This is a genomic window from Akkermansia muciniphila (genome assembly GCF_040616545.1).
Taxonomy (GTDB): domain Bacteria; phylum Verrucomicrobiota; class Verrucomicrobiia; order Verrucomicrobiales; family Akkermansiaceae; genus Akkermansia; species Akkermansia muciniphila_E.
The window spans coordinates 1,252,866-1,272,656 of the sequence record NZ_CP156688.1 but is presented as its reverse complement, the minus strand read 5'-3'; the positions used below and the strand labels follow the sequence as shown (position 1 = coordinate 1,272,656).

11 protein-coding genes and 1 other RNA gene are annotated in these 19,791 nt (G+C 60.8%); 6 read left to right on the top strand and 6 right to left on the bottom strand.

Going from position 1 to position 19,791, the window contains the following annotated elements:
• Nucleotides 1-3: 3 nt before the first annotated feature.
• The 3 genes from ABGM91_RS05180 to ABGM91_RS05170 form a co-directional block, all read right to left on the bottom strand.
• Nucleotides 4-432, bottom strand: coding sequence for a hypothetical protein (locus tag ABGM91_RS05180; protein ID WP_290565708.1), 429 nt, complete (start codon nt 430-432; stop codon nt 4-6).
• A 4-nt stretch (nt 433-436) separates the two neighbouring features.
• A complete protein-coding gene (locus ABGM91_RS05175) occupies nt 437-850 on the bottom strand; it encodes a hypothetical protein (RefSeq protein WP_290565707.1) in 414 nt (137 codons plus the stop codon).
• Nucleotides 851-968: 118 nt separating this feature from the next.
• Nucleotides 969-2,390 carry a Gfo/Idh/MocA family oxidoreductase gene (locus tag ABGM91_RS05170; protein WP_354834291.1) on the bottom strand — a complete coding sequence of 474 codons (1,422 nt, stop codon included), beginning with the start codon at nt 2,388-2,390 and terminating at the stop codon, nt 969-971.
• A gap of 165 nt (nt 2,391-2,555) precedes the next feature.
• Here ABGM91_RS05170 and ABGM91_RS05165 point away from each other — a divergent pair, with 165 nt between their 5' ends.
• From ABGM91_RS05165 to ABGM91_RS05140, 6 genes are all read left to right on the top strand, one after another.
• Nucleotides 2,556-3,572, top strand: coding sequence for a hypothetical protein (locus tag ABGM91_RS05165; RefSeq protein WP_354834288.1), 1,017 nt, complete (start codon nt 2,556-2,558; stop codon nt 3,570-3,572).
• A 51-nt stretch (nt 3,573-3,623) separates the two neighbouring features.
• Nucleotides 3,624-3,717: signal recognition particle sRNA small type (gene ffs, locus ABGM91_RS05160), an RNA gene on the top strand.
• Nucleotides 3,718-3,783: 66 nt separating this feature from the next.
• Nucleotides 3,784-4,998, top strand: coding sequence for a folylpolyglutamate synthase/dihydrofolate synthase family protein (locus tag ABGM91_RS05155; RefSeq protein ID WP_290565704.1), 1,215 nt, complete (start codon nt 3,784-3,786; stop codon nt 4,996-4,998).
• Nucleotides 4,999-5,016: 18 nt separating this feature from the next.
• Nucleotides 5,017-7,530, top strand: coding sequence for a DUF3656 domain-containing protein (locus ABGM91_RS05150; protein WP_354834285.1), 2,514 nt, complete (start codon nt 5,017-5,019; stop codon nt 7,528-7,530).
• 123 nt (nt 7,531-7,653) lie between these two features.
• Nucleotides 7,654-9,924: a VacB/RNase II family 3'-5' exoribonuclease gene (locus ABGM91_RS05145; protein WP_354834282.1), complete on the top strand. Its 2,271-nt coding sequence runs from the start codon at nt 7,654-7,656 to the stop codon at nt 9,922-9,924.
• Between the two features lie 307 nt (nt 9,925-10,231).
• Nucleotides 10,232-10,570, top strand: coding sequence for a cupin domain-containing protein (locus tag ABGM91_RS05140; protein WP_354834279.1), 339 nt, complete (start codon nt 10,232-10,234; stop codon nt 10,568-10,570).
• Between the two features lie 19 nt (nt 10,571-10,589).
• Here ABGM91_RS05140 and ABGM91_RS05135 read toward each other — a convergent pair whose 3' ends face one another.
• The 3 genes from ABGM91_RS05135 to ABGM91_RS05125 form a co-directional block, all read right to left on the bottom strand.
• Nucleotides 10,590-12,848, bottom strand: coding sequence for a transglycosylase domain-containing protein (locus tag ABGM91_RS05135; protein WP_354834276.1), 2,259 nt, complete (start codon nt 12,846-12,848; stop codon nt 10,590-10,592).
• Nucleotides 12,849-12,906: 58 nt separating this feature from the next.
• Nucleotides 12,907-19,026 carry an MG2 domain-containing protein gene (locus ABGM91_RS05130; protein ID WP_354834273.1) on the bottom strand — a complete coding sequence of 2,040 codons (6,120 nt, stop codon included), beginning with the start codon at nt 19,024-19,026 and terminating at the stop codon, nt 12,907-12,909.
• Between the two features lie 314 nt (nt 19,027-19,340).
• Entirely contained in the window at nt 19,341-19,778 is a 438-nt protein-coding gene (locus tag ABGM91_RS05125) for a hypothetical protein (protein WP_354834270.1), read from the bottom strand.
• Nucleotides 19,779-19,791 lie beyond the last annotated feature (13 nt).

The window sequence follows — 19,791 nt, the reverse complement described above, 5'->3', positions numbered from 1 at the left end:
ATATTACTTTAGTTTATCTTCCTCTTCCAATGGCTGATGATCTCCCATCAATTCCTTGATTTGAATTTTTGTTTTTTTATCCCTTGATCTTTCAAGTTTTTTATAAACATCCGTCATATCAAAATAAACCAACTTGCTTTCAGATTCTTCTTTTTCTATGGAAATAATTTGGATATAGCGATTTTTGTACATGGTATACATATATCCCAATATACCATACCCTTCATAGTGCTTTCTGATATATTCCTTCTGTGTTTCCTGGATATCACTCACATTCTTAATTCCCTTAAGAACAATAGGATTGATAATCGAAGTTCCAACTTCAATTTTTTGTTCCTCCTGAATTTGGTTATCCGACCCAAACAATGGGCTAACCATTGCATTAAAGAAACATCCTAATGATAAAATAACGATTTTTAATAATGCTTTCATATATTTATTTTTTCCCACAAGCTTTACATGTGCATCCTACATTATTGCAATCCCCGCAATCAGAAAGCGCGTTAGAACGACATTCTTCCAGTAAGCGCTTCCATGCGGCTATATATGCTTCTCTCACTCCCTCAGCATATGCCTCAATTTCACCTTTCTCTTTATCGCTAGTACTGACTACCACAGGTGTAAATGTTTTGCGGAATGATGGTTCTGTATTTGAATAACCAGTATGGTGTTGAGTGGCAACTCTACATGATACATGCACAGAATAAGTGCGTTCGGTATTTGGTTGTTTTACGGGCTCTATATGCAAATTTTTCAAATGATATTCACATTTTAACTCTTTTGCATTTGCTTTATCCCCAATAATAAGAGGGAGCACCAATGAAAAAATTAATAAGAAAATATTGGACATATTCTTTATTTTAAATATGTCCAATATTTCTTGAAGTCAATAATTTTTAATAGAAATTTTGGGAATATGATGAATCCAGCCGACAAAGGATGCTATCCCCAATCAAAGAACCATTTCTCTAAGAAATCACGGCCAGCGGCGCAGTGGTTTTCCAGTCTCCGCGGGTAAAGTCCGGGAACTCCACGGGCATGCCGCCCTGGGCGATGGAATGGGCCGTCAGCGGCAGCAGGGAAGACCACGCGGCGCCTTCATAAACGTTCTGGTCCAGCGGCTCCCCATTCTGCAAGCATTCCACGATGCGGGAAAGCATCACGAAGTCCATGCCGCCGTGCCCGCCCATCTTCTGGGCCAGATCCCCGATGCGCTTCCAGAGCGGGTGGTCATACTTCTCATAGATGGCGGCCAGCTTCTCCCTGCCTTCAATCCATTCATGGTAGTTGCCGTTGCCCAGCTTTTCACCGGCCACGCGGGTCGGGAAGCCGGCAAGCGTTCCTTCCGTGCCCTGGATCAGGTTGGCGCGGGAATAGGGCCGGGGGGAGGTTTCATCCAGCTGGACGACGATGGTGCGCCCCAGCTGCGTCTTGACGATGGCCGTGTTCATATCCCCGCAGATGAAGGGGGTGCGGTTCCAGCGGTGGTCCGCAGGGAGGTGCTTCTTCGCATACGCGTTGCGTCCCAGCGCGGGAGAGGCGAACGCCGCCACCCGGCTGAAATGGTCTTCCCCGCGGGCCAGGCCCATGTATTGCGCCACCGGACCCAGGCCGTGGGTGGGGTACAGGTTGGCATTGATTCTGGTATGGTATTCAGGCCGCCAGGCTCCTTCCCCGCGCGTATCCCCCAGCTGCGTCACCAGGCAGTGGATGTAGGCGGCCTCCCCGTGGAGCAGCTCGCCGATGACGCCCTGCCGGACCATGTTCAGGAACATGAGTTCATCCCGCCCGTAGTTGACGTTCTCCATCATCATGCAGTGCTTCCGGGTGGCCTCGCTGGTGTCCACCAGGTCCCAGAGTTCTTCCATGGAGACGGCCAGGGGAACTTCCACAAAAGCGTGCGCGCCGTGCTTCATGCTGTCACAGGCGATTTTCGCGTGCGTGCTCCAGTCCGTGCTGATGATGACGGCGTCCGGTTTCAGTTCCTTCAGCATGGTCAGGTATGCCGTGTCCCCGCCGGAATAACCCAGCGGCGTTTTCCCCATTTTGGCCAGCACGCGGTCCACGCCGCGCTTGGCCAGGTCTTCCTTCAAATCGCACACGCCCACAATTTCCACGCCGTCCATCACGCACATTTGCGCCAGATGGGAGAATCCGCGCCCTCCCACGCCAATAAAGGCCAGCCTGATACGGTCCAGCCTGGGAGCCTTGAAGCCCCCCATGTACATGGAGCCGGAAGGCCGCGGGGATGCCTTGGCGCCGGAGCGCCAGAGGCCGTCACCGGAAGGAATATCCAGGGCCTGCCCGGGAAGAACGTTTCCGGCGGCAGCCGCTCCGGCCGCCAGCCCCAGGGATTTGAGAAATTGCCTGCGTGATGAAAAAATAGACATGGTTTGAAAGTATAGTTTCAAAGAACTTTACGGGTCCCTGGCCGCGGATTTATCATTATTCCGCCTCCGGAGGGAAAAAGCTCCGGATGGCTGATTTTATAGTTTGCAAATTCCGGCGGAACTTCCACTATAAGTTTAACTTCTGACTCTACCCTCCTTCAACTTATGCGTTATCTTCTCCTTATCCTGTTGCTCGCCGGCGGCTATTACGGCTGGGATTATTATGAAACCGGCCTTGCGCCGCAGCATGAGGCCATTAAAGCCATGGAGCAGGAGCCGTACCCGGAACTGGATGCGGCCCGGGAACAGTTTGACGAGGCGGCGGAGCTTCATGAGCAGCAGGCCGCACGGCTCCAGGCGGCCATCCAGCGGAAGGAGGAGGCCATCCGCAAGTACTGGGACGCCCAAATGGAGAAGGCGGACCAGGCCGCCGCCGGACAAAAAACAATGCCGGCGGACAAGGGAAAGCCCAATGTACGGTCCGTGGAAAGCCGGATAGCCCGTCTCCTGGAACAGTATGACCAGCGTTCCGCGGACGTGGAGGAGCTCAAGAGCAAGCTGGACACCACCCGCCAGCAGCTTGCCGCCGCCCGGGACCGGCTTCAGGAACAGATACGCCAGGTGGAAACCCGGCTGGACATCAACCGCATCCAGCGCGCGGAAGCCTCCAACACGAAGAGCAAGGGTTTCAAGGTGACGGAGAACCGGGCGGACCTGCTCAAGCTCCAGGCCAGCCTCCCGCAGGAACTGGACCGCGTCAACCGCAAGGGGGAAGCCCTGGTCAGTGAACAGACGGCGGCCTATGAGAAGGCCAAGAGGGAACTGACCCTGTTCCAGAACAAGGTGGACCGGCAGATTGCCAGCCTCCGGGATTCCATGAACTCCCCGCTGGCGGAAGAGTATGACGAGACGGAAATTCTTTCGGAAGACCCGCAGTTCCGCACCATGATCGCCCCTTATGACCAGGCGGTCAGCCATGAGGAAACACTGGCCATGCGTACGGAGGCGGATGTGGAGGAACAGGCCAAGGTTCTGCACGGACTCCAGCGCGTCAGGGACGGAAAAATAGAAGGGGAGCGCAGCCGGTTGAAGCAGGAGGAGGAGATTTTCTTCACCGCGGCAGCCGTCATCGGCGTGGTTCTGCTTATCTCCATCCTGCTCTCTTTCAGCAAAAGGAGATGATCTCTTTGATGGTTGACAGTGCACGGCAAACCTAGTTTACTGTGTGGGCCGCCGGGAACCCGTGGAGGCACGACTGGCAAACCCCGCCAGGACCGAGAGGTAGCAACGGTAGCTTGTTCGTGTTTGCCGCGTCCGTTCCCGGCGGTATTTTATTGATGCCCCCTCCATACCGGGGATTGAACCGGGGCCTTCCCATGGTAGAATACCGCCCATGAACGCGTCCGCCGCCCTTGACTGGCTTTTTTCCACTCAATTCTTCGGGATCAAGCTGGGGCTTGAGAATACGGAAAAGCTGCTGGCGGCAGCCGGGGCGGACCGCCCGGACGCCACGGTGGTGCACGTAGCCGGCACCAACGGCAAAGGCTCCACCTGCGCCATGATTGAGGCGCTGGCCAGGGCGCAGGGCTACGTAACCGGCCTGTTCACGTCCCCCCATCTGGTGGAGTTTTCCGAACGCATCCGCGTGAACGGGCAGATGATTTCCCCGGAGGCGCTGGCGGAGGAAATCACCTTCCTGAAACAACTGGCGGAAACCTGGGAACAGCCGCCCACCTTTTTTGAGCTGGCGCTTGCCGTTGCCCTGCGCCACTTCCGCAAAAGCGGCGTGAACTTCATCATTCTGGAAACGGGCCTGGGCGGCAGGCTGGACGCCACCAATGCCGTTCCCAAGGACATCGCCGTGCTGGCCCCCATCGGGCTGGACCACCAGCAGTACCTGGGGGACACGCTGGCGCAGATTGCCGCGGAAAAGGCGGCCATCATCTCCCCGGGCAAGCCGGCCGTCACCGCCGTCCAGCACCCGGAAGCCATGGCCGTCATTGAACAGGCGGCGCGGGACTGCCATTCCCCCCTCACGGTCGCCCGCATGACCCGGGAAACGCCCCGGCCTTCCCTGCCCGGAGCCCATCAGCGGGAAAACGCCGCCCTGGCGCTGGAAACCATGAAGCAGCTCCATGCCCTCCCCTCCCCGGCGGTTGCCGGCGCAGCCCTGGCCAATATGCAGTGGCCCGGACGGTTTGAACGCCTGGCCTCTCCCGCTATTGTGCTGGACGGGGCCCATAATGAACATGCCGCTCGCGTGCTGGCGGCCACCTGGCGGGAGGAATTCCCCGGGCGGAAGGCGGCGCTGGTTTTTGCCGCCTCCGCAGACAAGCACATCCGGGACATGATTCCCGTTTTGCGGGAGATTGCCGGAGAATGGCACCTGGTGCCTTGCACCTCCCCCCGCATCATGCCGCCGGAAGAGCTGTCCGCCCTGCTGGCTGAGCTGGAAACGGGGCCCGTATTCATCCATTCCTCCCTTCCGGAGGGTCTGCATGCGGCCCTGGCCTCCCCTCTGCCGGCCCTGGCGGCAGGCTCCCTGTTCCTGCTGGGGGATTTGAAAGCGCTGCTCCTCCATGCGGAAAAACGCAGCACCGTCCAATAACCTTTTTTCTTTCTTCCCGTGACTCCTGACGACGATACCACCCTTTCCTCCCTCCAGCCCGGAGACCTGCGCCCGGAATTGCTCTCCCCCGCCGGGGACATGGAGTGCGCCCGCGCCGCCGTAGCCAATGGCGCGGATGCCATTTATTTTGGCCTGGACCGCTTTAACGCGCGCCTGCGCGCAGACAATTTCACGCTGGATTCCCTGCCGGAGCTGATGCGCTTCCTCCACGCTCACGGCGTGAAGGGGTACGTGACGATGAATACGCTTATCTTCACCTCGGAGCTGGAGGACGCCCTGGACTACCTGGGCCATCTGAACGCCGCCGGCGTGGACGGCGTCATTGTGCAGGATGTCGGGCTGGCACGCTGCCTGACGGAATGGGGCAGGCAGGATTCCGCCATGAAGCTGGAGCTGCACGCCTCCACCCAGATGACGCTCACCTCCCCCGCCGGGCTGGAATTCGCCTCCGGCTTTCTGGACCTGAAGCAGGCCGTGCTGGCGCGGGAATTAAGCTTGAAGGAGATCGGGGAATGCGTCCGCCATACGGACATCCCTCTTGAGGTGTTCGTGCACGGCGCGCTCTGCGTGGCCTATTCCGGCCAGTGCCTTACGTCGGAAAGCCTGGGCCAGCGCAGCGCCAACCGGGGGGAATGCGCGCAGGCATGCCGCCTGCCGTACGCCCTGGTTGTGGACGGCAAACAGGTTCCCCTGGGGGAAAGGCTCTACCTGCTCAGCCCGCAGGACCTGTGCGCCATTGACCGCATCCCTGACCTGGTCCGCCTGGGCGTGAAGAACTACAAGATAGAGGGACGCCTGAAAAGCCCGGAATATGTCGCCGCGGTGACGGCGGCCTACAGGAAGGCCCTGGACGCCGCCTGCGCCGGACTGCCCGTGGACGGCATGGTTACCGCACGGGACCGCTATGCATTGGAAATGGTATTTTCACGCGGCTTTTCCACAGGCTGGCTGGACGGCACGGACCATCCGCGCCTGACCCACGGGCGCCACGGCAAGAAGCGCGGCGCTTATGCGGGCGTCATTACGGACAGCGGCCATGGCTGGCTGGACATCAGGCCGGAAGGGGAAGTGCCCCTCGCGCCCGGGGACGGCTTCGTCATTGACGCCGGGGAGGACCGGAATGAAGAACAGGGGGGCCGCATCTGGAAGGTGCAGAGAAACCGCCTTTTCTTCCACGGAAAAGCTTCCCGCATTGACTGGAACCGGGTGAAACCGGGGCAGAAGCTCTGGAAAACGGATGACCCGGCCCTGAATGCGGAGCTGAAAAAGATGCGGGAACACCTGCCGGAAGCGGCCACCCCCCTTCACTTGACCTGCACGGGGCGCACCGGGGAACCCCTTACGGTTTCATGCCCGGAATACGGGTGTTCCGTGCAATCCGCCCAGCCGCTTCAAACGGCGGAGAAACGCCCGCTGACTCCTGAAACGCTGGAACAGCAGCTCGGCAGGCTGGGGGGAACGGGATTCCGCCTGGCCTCCTGTGAATGCCGCCTGCCGGAAGGGCTGATGCTTCCTCTGAGCGTTCTTAACCAGACGCGCCGCGCCCTGGTGGAACGGATTCAGACAGTACGGCAGGAGAGGGAAACATCCGCTCCCCCTTCCCGCCTTCCGGCGCCGTTCGTCCTCCCCGCGTTCCCGGCGGGAACTGCCGCTCCGGATACGCCCCCGCGCCTGTCCGTCCTGTGCCGCAGGGTGGAACAGATACCCGCCGCGCTGGATTCCGGCGCGGATGCCGTGTACCTGGACTTTGAAGACCTCCGGGATTACGCGGCAGGAGTGGAAGCCGTGCGGAAGAATGAGAAGGGAGCTCCCGTTTTCCTGGCGACCCCCCGCATCCAGAAACCGTCGGAAACAGGCTATTTCAAGCTCATGGAACGGGCAGAGCCGGACGGCATCCTCATCCGCAACCTGGGCGCGGCCCAGTACTTCCGCCATTCCGCCCTGCGCTGCATCGGAGACTTTTCCCTGAACGTGGCCAATCCTTGCAGCGCGGCCATCCTGAAGGAACAGGGAAATCTGGAATTCCTCACCATCTCCTATGATCTGAACGCCGGGCAGGTGGAGGACCTGCTCCGCAGCGCCCCGCTGGAATGGTTTGAACTGACCCTGCACCAGCACATGCCCATGTTTCACATGGAGCATTGCGTCTTCTGCACCTTCCTTTCCGGCGGCACCAGTTACAAGAATTGCGGGCGCCCCTGCGAGCAATACCGGGTGCAGCTGCGGGACCGCGTGGGTCAGCTTCATCCCCTGCTGGCGGACGCAGGCTGCCGCAATACGCTGTTCAACGGACGCGCCCAGACGGGAGCCGGCTTTTTCCGGGACTTCCGCCGCCAGGGCCTTTTCCGCTTCCGCGTGGAACTGCTGGATGATTCACCGGAGAAAACGCGCCTGCTGGTGTCCCGCTACCGGGGGCTTCTGGACGGCACCTGCACGGCTGCGCGGCTCATCCGGGAACTGGACGTTGCAGAACAGCTGGGCACTACGGAAGGAACGCTCCGGCCCAGATGACGCAGGGGGCGCAAAGGAAAAAGCGGGTAAAGAATGCACCACCCGCGCCTTGAAGCCGCGCAAAAACCGCATTATGATGGCTTCAATGGGAATGGAAGACCCCTTTCCCGGAATTTCCTCAAGATGAATACTCCCCTGAAAGACCGCCTGATCCGCCACATGGAGGACAGACATTACGAACCCCAGAGCAAGTCTGAACTGGCCCGCTCCCTGAATGTGGATTCACGGCAGAAACAGGACTTCCGCGCCCTGGTGGACCAGCTGGAAGAGGAAGGCAGGCTCGTGCGCCTGCAAAAAGGCAGGTACGCCCTGAAGCGGGAGCGCCGGGACCTGGTGCACGGCATGATCCGCATCCTGCGCTCCGGGAAGATTCTTTTTATCCCCAGGAAGGAAGACCCCGCCGCCGCGGCCATGGGCTGGGACCTGGAGGCCATTCCGGAACTGGAATTGAAGCCCAACCATCTGGGGACCGCCCTGGACGGCGACCGGGTGGCCGCCCGCGTGGAACGCAAGGCGTCCAAAGGACGCCGGAACGACCGCCGGGACCGCTTCTCCAGGCCGGACACGGGCATGAAGGCCCGCGTGGAGGAAGTGACGGAACGCGCCCGCTCACGCTGGCTGGGGATTTTCCGCGCCGGAAAAAATAAATTGGGCCGCGTGCTGGGGGACGGCATTGGCTCCCCGGAATACATTGAACTGGTGGAAAAACCCGCCATGGAGGTGCTCCCGGGCCAACTGGTTTCCGTGGAGCCCGTATCCCGCGGAGAGGAAAAGAAGGCCCAGCGCGGGAAAATCGTGGAGGTGCTGGGCTACCCGGATGATCCCCACGTGGACATGGAATCCGTCATCAGGAAGTATGACCTGCCTGTGGAATTCCCCGCCGCCGTGCTCCGGGAACTGGAAAACCTGCCCAAAGACCCTTCCTCCGGGGAGCTTGCCCGCCGGGAGGACTGGACGGACCGCACCGTCATCACCATTGACCCCGCGAGCGCCAAGGACTTTGACGACGCCATTTCCATCAAGGCCACTCCGCAGGGCTGGACGCTGGCCGTCCACATTGCGGACGTCTCCCACTTCGTGAAGCGCGGCAGCGCGCTGGATGAGGAAGCCCTGCGCCGCGGCAATTCCACCTACCTGCCGGACCGCGTTCTTCCCATGCTGCCTCCGCGCCTTTCCGACGATTTGTGCAGCCTGCGTCCGGACGTCGTGCGCCTGACGAAGGTGTGCGAAATGAAGTTTGACAAAAAGGGCAAGCTGCTCGGCGCCCGCTTTGCGGACGCCTTCATCCGCAGCAAGGCGCGCCTGACCTACCAGGAAGCCTTCACCATGATGAAGGGGCATGACAAGGGGGAAATTCCCTCCATGGTCCGGGAGGCCTGGAAGCTCGCCTCCATCCTGCGCCGGAACCGCTATGCCAAGGGAGCCCTGGACCTGGACTTTCCGGAAGTGCGCGCCGTCATGGACAAGGACGGCCGCGTGACGGACATCGTCACGGAAGAGTATGACGAGAGTCACCAGCTTATTGAAGAATGCATGCTGGCGGCCAATGGAGCCGTGGCCCTGACGCTGAAGAACAAGAACCGCCCCACCATCTACCGCGTCCATGAAGAGCCGGACTCCGCCAAGCTGTTCGAGTTCGGCCAGCTTTGCAAACTTTACGGGCATCCCGTCCACGACATCAGCCAGCGGCAGTACCTGAATGAACTGATGAAGTCCATCAAGGGTTCCCCGGATGAACAGCTCCTCAAGCTGGCTCTGCTGAAAAGCCTGATGCGGGCCCGGTACGACACGGAACCCCTGGGCCATTACGGCCTGGCCACCCCCAATTACTGCCATTTCACCAGCCCCATCCGCCGTTACGCGGACCTGGTGGTGCACCGTTCCCTGGACCCCCTGCTGGCCAATCCCCCCAAGGGAGCCAAAGGCCCCGGCAGCGTGAGCAGGCTGGAAGAGGATGCGGAGCATATTTCAGAAACGGAGCGCACCTCCGCCAGCGCGGAAAAGGACGCCAACCGCATGAAGCTCTTTGAATGGCTGGAGGGCCAGTGCTTCGCGGACCATCCGGAGGTGCACGAGGCGCTGATTACGGAAACGCGCCACTTCGGCGTGATGCTGGAAATCCCCCGCCTCCAGGTCAAGGGACTGATCAAGCCCGACCAGCTTCCCGGCGGCCGCTGGGTGTATGAGGCCTTTGCCAACCGCTGGAAGAACGATCACGGCTCCGTGCTGTGCGCGGGGCTGCGCATTCCCGTCATCCCCGTGAAGGTGGACCGTGACCAGCAATGGGCGGATTTCACCATTGCCTCCCGGGAGAAACGCGGAGAGCCGGAAAAAACGGCCGCAGCCGGAAAAAGGGGGAAACGCTCCAATGGGCGCAGGCGCCGCGCCCGCTAGGCGCGCGGAGGGACGCCGCGGAAACGCGGCGGAACGGGCATTAACCGCGGTTCTCCTTGCAGGAGAATCATCTCCGAACTTTTTTACTAAAAATTTTCTTGAAGTAAATTGCCCTTTTCGTGTATAGACTGGTTGCTGTTTACTTGTGAAACCGACCCCACGCCTATGAAACCAGGACGTTGAACCCGTAAGTAAGCGCGATATGAATGCTGAATGCCAAGGTCCGCTCCCGGGTCCGGAGCGGGCCTTTTTCCCGGAAGCCTGTCATGACGGAAACGGCAGGGGGAAATGAGGGTGTCCAACCTGCATGACAGCCATCCAGCACATCCCCGAACGGGCGCCTTTTACTTACGCGGACCTGATTGAATACCGCGACGGACAAATCACCAGCCTGGCCCTGGTGCGTTCCAAGGGCGTCAACATGACCATTCTGGCCTTTGACGACGAGCAGCTCCTCCCCACCCACCAGACGCCCGGCCCCGCCCTGGTGCAGGTACTGGACGGCACGGCCTTTTTTACCGTGGGCAATGATTCCATGAACGTGCAGCAGGGCCAGACCCTGATGATCCCCGCAGGCGCGCCCCATTCCGTGATCGCCCAGGGACGGTTCAAGATGCTGGTCACGTCCATCCTCCCGCTGGACTGACCAGGAGGGCCCCCTCCTGTTACAATTCCCTGACGGTAACGGTTGCGCGCTGTTCCAGATTCAGTTCCGGATGGCGCACGGTAATGACATGCGTCCCCGGTTCCAGCAGGGCGGACGCCTCATCCCCATACTGCACGATAGCCAGGGTGGGGGAGGACCAGACGGCCCCGGCCGGAAGATTGGAGCGCAGTTTAAGGCGCCGCCCCGCTCCGGGCATTTCCGGGTCCAGAACCAGGCGTGAACCGTCCGCCGGAACCAGGATGCGCGGCGCCTCCCCGGACCAGGCAGCAGGAAGCAGGCAGTAAGCGTCCCCCGCCGTGCAGGAGGGGCTGGTGAACCATTCCGTGTAACGGCTGTCCAGGCAGGCGCGACCCGCCGCGTCATAATCCGCCGCCGCGGCCTCCTGCGGCATCGTTTCCGGGGAGGCCCATTCCTCCCGGGCATGGGCCTGCGGCACAGGCAGCGCGCCTTCCCGCCTGCCCGTGCGGGCGTCAATGCGGATGCGGACCATGCCGGGAACGGCGCAGGGGAAGGAGGGGGAAAGGTCCCGGTGCGCCAGCTTCATGACCTCGGCAAAAATGGGAGCGGCCCCGGCCATGCCCCCCACCTGCTTCATGGGGGAGGCGTCAAAGTTGCCTACCCACACGCCCACGGTGATTTCACGCGTAAAACCCACGCACCAATTGTCCCGGAAATCAGATGAGGTGCCCGTCTTGCAGGCATACCGGAAAGGCAGGTCCATCACTTCCGCATCGCTGAACGCAGGCAGCCGCGCCTCCCGGTCCGCCAGAATATCCGCCGTCAGGAAGCAGGCTTCCGCGGGGAGTACGGGCCGTTCCTGCTCGGGAGGTCCCTGTTCCAGCTTCAGGGGCAGAAAGGTGCCTCCGCGGGCCAGGCACGCATAAGCTCCCGTCAACTCCCTCAACGTTACCTCCGCATTGCCGATGGCCAGCCCCAGGCCGTAACGCGCGGCGTCACCCTGAATGCTCCGGATACCCAGATTTTCCAGCAGTTTCAGCAGCCGGGCCGGACCGCCGAACGTTCCCAGCGCCCCCATGGCCGGAATGTTCTGGGAACAGGCCAGCGCCTGCCTGATGGAAATGGGGCCCATATAGTTCCTGTTGTAATTCTGCGGCGCTTCCAGCCCGTGCGCGCTCCGGTATGTGGTAGGCACATCCGGCAGCACCGTCCCCGGATACGCTCCCAGGACAAACGCCTGGGCATACACGAAGGGCTTCAGGGCGGAGCCGGGGGAGCGCCGCAGCGCGGTGCCGTCCAGCAATCCCCCCGCCGGATGGTTCCTGTCAGCGGACCCTGCCAGGCAGAGGATATTCCCCGTGGCGTTCTCCACCACGACCACGGCGGCCTGCGTCACATGGTGGCCCTTCAGGCGCTCCAGCTCCCGCTTCACGATCTCCAGGGCGCCGCGCTGCAGGGAGGAATCCAGCGTAGTGCGCACCTCTCCCGTGCGGCCCGCATGCATCAGGGCGGCCGTCACATGGGGAGCCAGCGGCCGGCGGTCTTCTTCCGCCCCCGCGCTGAACAGGGGTTCCAGCAGGGCGCGGTCCACCATGCCGGGGGCGGCCCAGCCCTCTTCCCTCATGCGCCGGAGAACCAGGTTCCGCCGCTGCAATGCACGTTCCGGATGCCGGAGGGGGTTCAGGAAGGAAGGCCCCTGCGGCAGCCCGGCCAGCAGCGCGCACTCCGCCAGGGACAGGCGCGACATCTCCCGGCCAAAGTAGAAACGCGCCGCCGCGGCGGGTCCCCGGCGCAGATTGCCGTAATCCAGGCGGTTGAAATAGGACTCCAGAATAGCCTCCTTGCTCATGCTCATCTCCATGCGCCGGGCCTGGAAGAATTCCCTGGCCTTGGCGGGGAGGTTCCTGGGAGAGGGAGGATTGGCATTCTTGGCGAGCTGCTGGGTGATGGTGGACGCTCCGGACACGACTTCCCCGCCCGCGGCATTCACAGCCACAGCGCGGGCCAGGGCCAGAAAGTCCGCCCCGCCATGGCTGAAAAAGCGTTTGTCCTCCGCCGCCAGCGTGGCCTTCAGCAGCATGTCCGGAACCTCCCGCAGCCGGACGGGCTCCGTGTGGTAATAATCCGGTCCCGGCAGCGTGGCGATCCTTGCGCCGTCCCTGTCCAGGACAAGGGCGCCCCGTTCTTCCGGATGAAGCAGCCCTTCCGGCAGGGGAACCAGCCAGGGGACCGCATACCATGCAAGCAGCCACGCCGCGGCCAGCCCTCCCGCAGCCCGGAGAAGGTTTTTCCGTTTCAAGAGCCCCTTGAAGAATGCCCTGGTCATGAATCTGCGCCGCATCGGAAGAAAACCGTGGTCACCGCCCCGGAGAGACGGCCAGCTTCTGGGGAATGCCCAGTCCGTAAGTTTCCGGCTTGTACATCAGTTCCGCCTTGGCGGACGGAGCGATGACGGAGCCGGACTTGGTCACCCGCGCCAGATAGCGCGCCGTAAACCGGCCCTCCCTCCAGGAATTGGCGAAGAAGCGCACCCGGTCCTTCAGGAATTCCCGGTGGGACACCCATCCGCTCCAGTAGAACCAGCGGTTTCCCTCGTCCTCCGCCTCGCTCTCCCGGCCTCCCGGTATCTGGGAAAGCAGGGCCGGATTCACGGCTTCAAAGGCGGAGGGCAGGTAATCCTCCATCACTACGTACGCCAGCGGGTCCGGAGCCTTGTCCACCTGAAGGGTGATCCTCACCAGATCCCCTACGGCAAACTCCGCCGCGGGCGTCCACGTCCCTTCCGGGGTAAGCTTTTCATAAATGCGTGAAACGGCAAAGCCCTTGTTGACGGCGGCGCCGTCGCGCTGCGTGCTGCTGCGCCCGTGGGCCTCCGCCATGCCGTACACCCTGGTTCCGGCCTCCGGAAGGCTGAGCACGGCTTTCTCCCCGACTGCGGCGAGGAACCGGGCCGGAGAAGACACGGAACATACGCCGTCAAGCGTCCGGCCGCCCCGTTCCACGCGGAAGGGAGCGGAAAGGGGAGCTTCCTGCAAGCCTTTCAGGTATTCCCCCAGCAGAAGGACGTCCCAGCCGGAAGTCCAGGTGGAGTACGGCGCCCGGCCTCCGAAGGAACCCGACATTCTGTCCACAATCAGGCGTTCCAGCCTTTCCCGGACCGCTTCATCACCGGGGGCCAGGGCCATCTCCGCCAGGGCCGCCAGAAGGCGGCAGCGGGGTTCCCTCATTTCCTCCGCGGAAACCTTCATCAGGGTCCGGGCCTGGGCCTTCGCCTCCGGACGGGGGGAAAGCGCCGCAGCCAGCGCCAGGTACAGGCGGTCTTCCGCCCCCAGCCCGCGGGCCTGGTCCAGCAGGCGGTTGAGCAGGGAGGCGGGCATGCGCCCCGCGCGGGCCAGCGTCCAGGCCGCCAGGAGCCCCTCACGGGGCTTTTCAGACAACTGCCGCTCCAGATAGGCGTACAGCTTGTCAAGATCACGCTCCGGCACGTAAACTCCGTGTTCCCGCGCCAGGGTCAGCACCAGCGCGGCATACGGGCAGTACTCGCTCACCTCCCCGCTTCCCTCCCAGTAGGCCAGGCCACCGGAGGAAAGCTGGTTCTTCATGATCTTGTACACGCCGCTCCGCAGGGCCCGCGCACGGTCCTCCGGAGACTTCCCCTTGAAGCCGGGAAGGTATTTGGCCAGAAGCGGCTCATAAATCCACGGGAGCGTGGAAGAGGAAAGCTGTTCCAGGCAGCCGTACGGATACCGCAGCAGGTAATTCACGCTGCCGTCCGCATACAGCAGGGGAGACGTGCCGAGCGTCACCCGGATGGGGGTTCCCTTCAGGAAGGGCGTGGTCACCAGTTCCGGCACGTCCAGCGTCTTCCCGGAGGAAAGGGAGAAACATCGCAGTTCCCGCAGGTCCGGGAAGGGAGGCACCACCTCAAACGCATGTTCCACGGAATCCTTCAGCAGGGAGTAAACCCCGGAGGAATATGGCGTGCCGCTGCTGTCGGCGGCACGTATGTCCCAGGTCAGCCGCGCTTCTCCGGGCTGCGTAAATTTCACGTTGAACACCAGCGTTTCAGGCTGGTTGCCGTTCAAGGTCAGCGTCTGCACGGGCTGCGGCACGGAAGCGGCGGCGGAACCGGATTTCAGCGTGACCACCCACGGTCCCTTCCTGTCACCCGTCTGGCTCACCGTCACCGGAATATTCAGGGAATCGCCTTCCGTCGCGGTGAAGGGGGGAGCGGGTTCCAGCATCACGGGCTTGTTCACCACGTAAGCCCCTTCCCCGGTTCCGAAAGCGGAATCCCCCGCCAGGGCGACCGCCATCACCCGGTAGCGGGTCAGCGTATCCGGATTCCTGTATTCCGCCTTGAACCGGCCTTCCCCGTCTGTACGGAGTGAGGCCAGCCACACGGCGCACGGGTTGAAATTCTTCCTTAAATCCAGGTTCTCCGGCGCTTTCCGGGAACCGTCGGAAGAATCCCCGCCGCCAATGAACACGCCCTTGTTGTCCGTGGGGCGGGCGCCCCAGTCTTCATCCAGAATTTGTTCCAGCGTGGTCCACGTGCCCACGGACAGGGGGCGGTCCGCATAAAAATAACGGATGGGCAGGGGCGTTCTGTAACCGATGACCTGGAGGGTGCCCTCATCCTCCGCAAACAGGCACACCTCCGCATTCCGGACCGGCCTGCCCAGATAATCCGTCACCACGCCGCTGACCACGGCAAGGGAACCGGGCCGGGACATGCCGGCGGGCGCAGACACCTTTACATTCAGGGTGTGCCGGACGGGCTGCACCTTCAGGGCGGCGTATCCCAGCTTCAACTGGGGATTGCGGGCCTTGCGGCTGCTCAAATCCGCTCCCTTCACCAGAAAAACGGAGACATAGACATTCGGGGAGTCCGCATCTTCCAGCGGCACTTCAATCACGGGGTTGTCCAGTGTCAGCTTTCTGGCAAAGCTCCGCAGCACCTTCTCCCGTTCCACCGTCACCATTACTTCCCCTTCAATGGGCGTCTGGACCAGGAGGCGGGCCGTCTCTCCCGGCTTGTACAGCTGCTTGTCCGGAATAATCTTCACTTTCAGTCCGTCATGGTATTCCCACGGGGAAACGTCACTGCCGTAAACCCAGTACTTCACGGCGGTGCGGAATTCCCGCCCCTCTGCGTCACGTCCGGAAAAAGCCGCCTCGTAAATGCCGTCCTGCGCGGTGGGGATGGAGACGGCCTTTCCTCCGGTCCGGATATCGGCGGAATCCGCCGGAGCCACGGTCAGCGTCTTCTTCATCACCGTGGCCGTTACCTCGTCATTGCGCACGGTCGTGGCATCATCACTCTCGTACCGCACAGGGCGGAAGGCGGTGCGCGTCACCGTCATGTCCAGGTTCAGGTTACTTCCCGCGTAGGGCTTCCCGTCCAGCCCCAGCGCAATCAGGCGCAAATCCAGAGGCGTTCCCTGGCGGCAGATGGAAGAGCTGTTCTTCACCCCCACAAACACGGAAGCCGGATTCCAGACGGCGCTCCGGGAAGCCTTGACCAACTGCTCATTCCCGTTCACCACGGAAGCCTGGAGGGACAGCCGCCTGACCCTGGGGAAGGACTGGCCGGCCAGGGAAAACTCCACCGTATTCGCGCCTTTCCCGTCCAGCACGGCGGACTGCTGCTTCATGCCGGAAGAGGCTCCGCCGCCGGAATAACCGTAATAAGCCTGCCAGTAGCCTGCATCCTCACTCCGGTAATCCCCGAAACGGTAATCCCTGTATCCGGCGGGATAAAAATTGGACGGTACGCTGCGCAGGGACCAGTTCACCTTGCCGCCGGAAACGGGGGTGCCCGTGAAATTCGTGGCCTTCACGTCGGCCTTCAGGACAGCCGCCCCCGGTTTCAGGTCATGAATCCTTTCCTCCACTTCAAACTCATTCCGCTTGAACTCGGCCACCTCTACGGGATACCGGAACTCCCGGTTGCTCTTGTGGAATTCCTGACGGTAATATTTTTTATAGTCGTCCCCGCCGGAGGAGTTATCTTCCTTCTCCTCCTGCGCGGAATCCCCTTTCAGCCTCAGGCCGGCAAGGACGGTATAGGTTCCCGTCTCTTCCTCAGGGAAGGTGAAATCCAGGTCAAACGTTCCCGCATCAGACAAATTCACCTGCTTGACGGCCACTTCCCGGTTCCGGCTGTCCCGGACGGTCAGCTTGACTTCCTCCACGGGGGCCGGGGTAAGGCGGTTGTCCAGCAGGGACCTCACGATTCCCTTCAGGTGCATCGTCTCTCCCGGCCGGTAAAGGTTCCGGTCAGAGAACATGAACAGCCTGGTCTCCGCGGTGGTGGCCGGGTTCAGCCCCAGGGCCTCCCATTCATAAGGCAGGGTCTTCACATCAAAGGACCACGTGCTCACTTTCCCCGGCCAGTCTTCCAGGGGGCTCAGGTAACTGTCCGCCCCGGACAGGACGCGCACATAGGCGGCCTTCCCGCCCATCCCGGCCATGGGCAGCCGCACGGCGCCCTGCTCCACGGGAACGGAAGCCAGCACGGCGCCCCCGGCGTCTAGTAGCTGAACCTGCGCCTTTTCCGCAGCTTTCCCGGTAGCCAGGGAATACACGTACACAAACATATCATCCGCCGTCTTCTTGTGCAGGACGCCCATATCCGTCACCTGAACGAGGGCCTGCACGGCATAAGAAGCCTCATCCCTGCTGAACTCCCTTCTGCCTCCGTTCTCTGAAGGCGCGCCGAACAACTTGTACGCCTCCAGCACCGGATCACTGACGCGGCCCTCCACCTCAATGAAATACATGCCCGGCTCCACGGCCCCTCCAAACAGGCCGTCCAGGCCGATGGACGCTTCCGTTTTGCCACGGACATCCAGGGCCAGCGCCCCCTTTTTATCCGCGGCAAGAAGTTCGGCAGGCAGAAAATGCCTCCGGTCAAGGTCCGTCACGGTACGGGAAAGTGGCGCCTCCCGGTCACGCTCATAAATCTTCCTGTAAGCCGCCATCGTCTGGTGCTGGTAGCCATCCCTGATCCGGTAGCCCCGCACGGTTAAATCCCTCAAATTACTGACGGAAGCCTTCAATTGGCGGGAACCGGCGTACATGATGCCGTTATTGCCCGCATCCAGGTACAGGGAGGGAGCTTCCGGCCTTACCTCCACGGAATCTTCCGAATTCTTCCGGGACAATTCCTGGCCATCCACGGAACGGACGCCCTTCAGCTTCCACCGCAGTTTGAACACGGCGCCCTCTCCGCTCACCAGGAAAGGCAGGGAGGAATACCACTGGGGGCGTATCTGCTTCATATCCGCCAGCCGTTCCCTGTCCAGGCGGATCACTACCTTCCGCGCGGTATCCCCGTCTTCCCCGCCCAGGGACGCGACAAAGCCTCCCTCCTGTTCCTCGTACTCCATGGGCTTCTTGCCGCCCTGCACGAACAACTCCACATGGTCCCGGCAGAATTGTTCCAAATCCCCAATCTGTACAGGGAGAGTCCATTCCAGGGTTAAACGGCCTCCGCTGCCGGAAAACGCATGGTAATAACCGGAGGCGGAAAAACGGGGCACGGTGCCCAGCTTGGTTTCCTCCAGTCCGGTTTTCAGCCCCCCTCCACGGGAAGAAAGGAAAGAAGCATCCCGGCTGACCAGATAATAGTTCCTGCCATACCGGAACATCCCTTCCGGCTGAATAACGTACACGCCGGGAACGGCCATGCCGTCAAGACTGCCCTTGAACCTTCCCTCCCCGGCAATATTTCTCACACGGTAGGATTTGGCGCCTCTCACCTCCTTCAACGTGGCGGGCCGCAGGCGGAACCCCACATCATCCTCTCCGTTCCCCGCCTTGAGACGCTCCTTAATATCCTCGCTCTTCAACTCCTGCGCCGCCGGAACATTGGCAAAACGGAGGTTCTCTTCCAATACCTGCTTCCATGAACAATAACCCGGAAGCATCAGGAAATCCTTGCCGTTGCCATACAAGCTATTCGAGGCATTTCCCTTGTCTGGAACAACGTCGGGAATCACCAGGAAAAAACTTTCCCACGGGTAAACTTCACCCCCCTGCCAGCCCCTGTCCACGGAAGACAGGTAGAAATTCCAGGTTACGCGCCCTGTCAGGCGCAGCGGAACGGATGGCACCGGGGAACCGTCCAGAAAACGGGTGTTCTCCGCCGGTTTCCATAGATAGGAGGCCCGGAAGGGGACCTCCTCCAGCGGTATGAACTCCAGTACGTTGGGAGTAATCCATTTGGAAGAAAACTTCAAGGAAGGAAAAAGAAGCGTCAGCTCTGTCAGCCCTGCCTCCTCCAGTTCCGTCATCGGTACGGTGGACTTGTCCAATGCCAGTTTCCACGGTTTCTCCTCCGGGGAAAAGGACGTCAGCGCCGGATCCGCCGGTTTTCCTACTCCGGAAGCGGGTACCACGGCCTTGTCAAAGACCAGTTGGAACGGCTTCCCCTTTTCCAGATGTGAGGGTGAGGCAGGCGGATAAGCCACCGTAGTGGCGGCAAGGGATGAACAAACACTGCAAACTCCTAATAAGCAGCCAATAATAAAAGAACAGAGTTTCATGGGAGGAGGGTAATTCTATGTACCCATCTTCTCCTACTTTTGAGTCTTCAACACAAGCAGAAAATCCGCAAGCGGCAAAAAATGAAGCGGAAGCGCAAATGCGCTTATTGAACCTCTTCCGTTCCGGACAGGAAAGAGGCGGAAACATATCCATGCGGACTTGACATAAAATGCTGGCATTCTTAATGTAATATGAATAAAGAACACCGCAACAAGCGATTTTCACGGCCATGCCATTTTTAAAAAGACATAAACTGTTGCTTTCCGTGCTGATTCTGGCCGCCGGACTTTATTTTCTTTCCATCCCCGTCCTTCTTTGGAGAGCCCACAGAGACCTGGACCTCGCGAAAAACCATCAGGAAACATTTTTTAACGTGTCCGCGGTGGAATTCTCCGATGGAACAACCACATACGGAATCGGTTTCGACAGCCATGGCAGCATTCTTCATCCCCTGGGCGGAACTATTGTTCTCCTGGACGGCAACGGTACAAAACGCCGCATGACAGGCGGCCATATATGCGGCGGAGACGGCCTGGGAATGTACATGCGCATCTATGAGAAAATCCAGGAACGGGACAACCTTCCCGCCACGAATTCCTCCTTCCTCGAATTTCTGCATCAGCAAAGGTTCAGGGAATAAAAACTTTTGACGTGCCCGGAAGCTCCCTTTTTCCATCTTCCCCCTCTCG

What these genes read in the sequence shown, in the direction of transcription:
- ABGM91_RS05140 (WP_354834279.1), top strand. Translation starts at nt 10,232, where the DNA reads ATGACAGCCATCCAGCACATCCCCGAACGGGCGCCTTTTACTTACGCG.
- ABGM91_RS05180 (WP_290565708.1), bottom strand. Translation starts at nt 432, where the DNA reads ATGAAAGCATTATTAAAAATCGTTATTTTATCATTAGGATGTTTCTTT.
- ABGM91_RS05175 (WP_290565707.1), bottom strand. Translation starts at nt 850, where the DNA reads ATGTCCAATATTTTCTTATTAATTTTTTCATTGGTGCTCCCTCTTATT.
- ABGM91_RS05125 (WP_354834270.1), bottom strand. Translation starts at nt 19,778, where the DNA reads ATGGAAAAAGGGAGCTTCCGGGCACGTCAAAAGTTTTTATTCCCTGAA.
- ABGM91_RS05145 (WP_354834282.1), top strand. Translation starts at nt 7,654, where the DNA reads ATGAATACTCCCCTGAAAGACCGCCTGATCCGCCACATGGAGGACAGA.
- ABGM91_RS05155 (WP_290565704.1), top strand. Translation starts at nt 3,784, where the DNA reads ATGAACGCGTCCGCCGCCCTTGACTGGCTTTTTTCCACTCAATTCTTC.
- ABGM91_RS05170 (WP_354834291.1), bottom strand. Translation starts at nt 2,390, where the DNA reads ATGTCTATTTTTTCATCACGCAGGCAATTTCTCAAATCCCTGGGGCTG.
- ABGM91_RS05165 (WP_354834288.1), top strand. Translation starts at nt 2,556, where the DNA reads ATGCGTTATCTTCTCCTTATCCTGTTGCTCGCCGGCGGCTATTACGGC.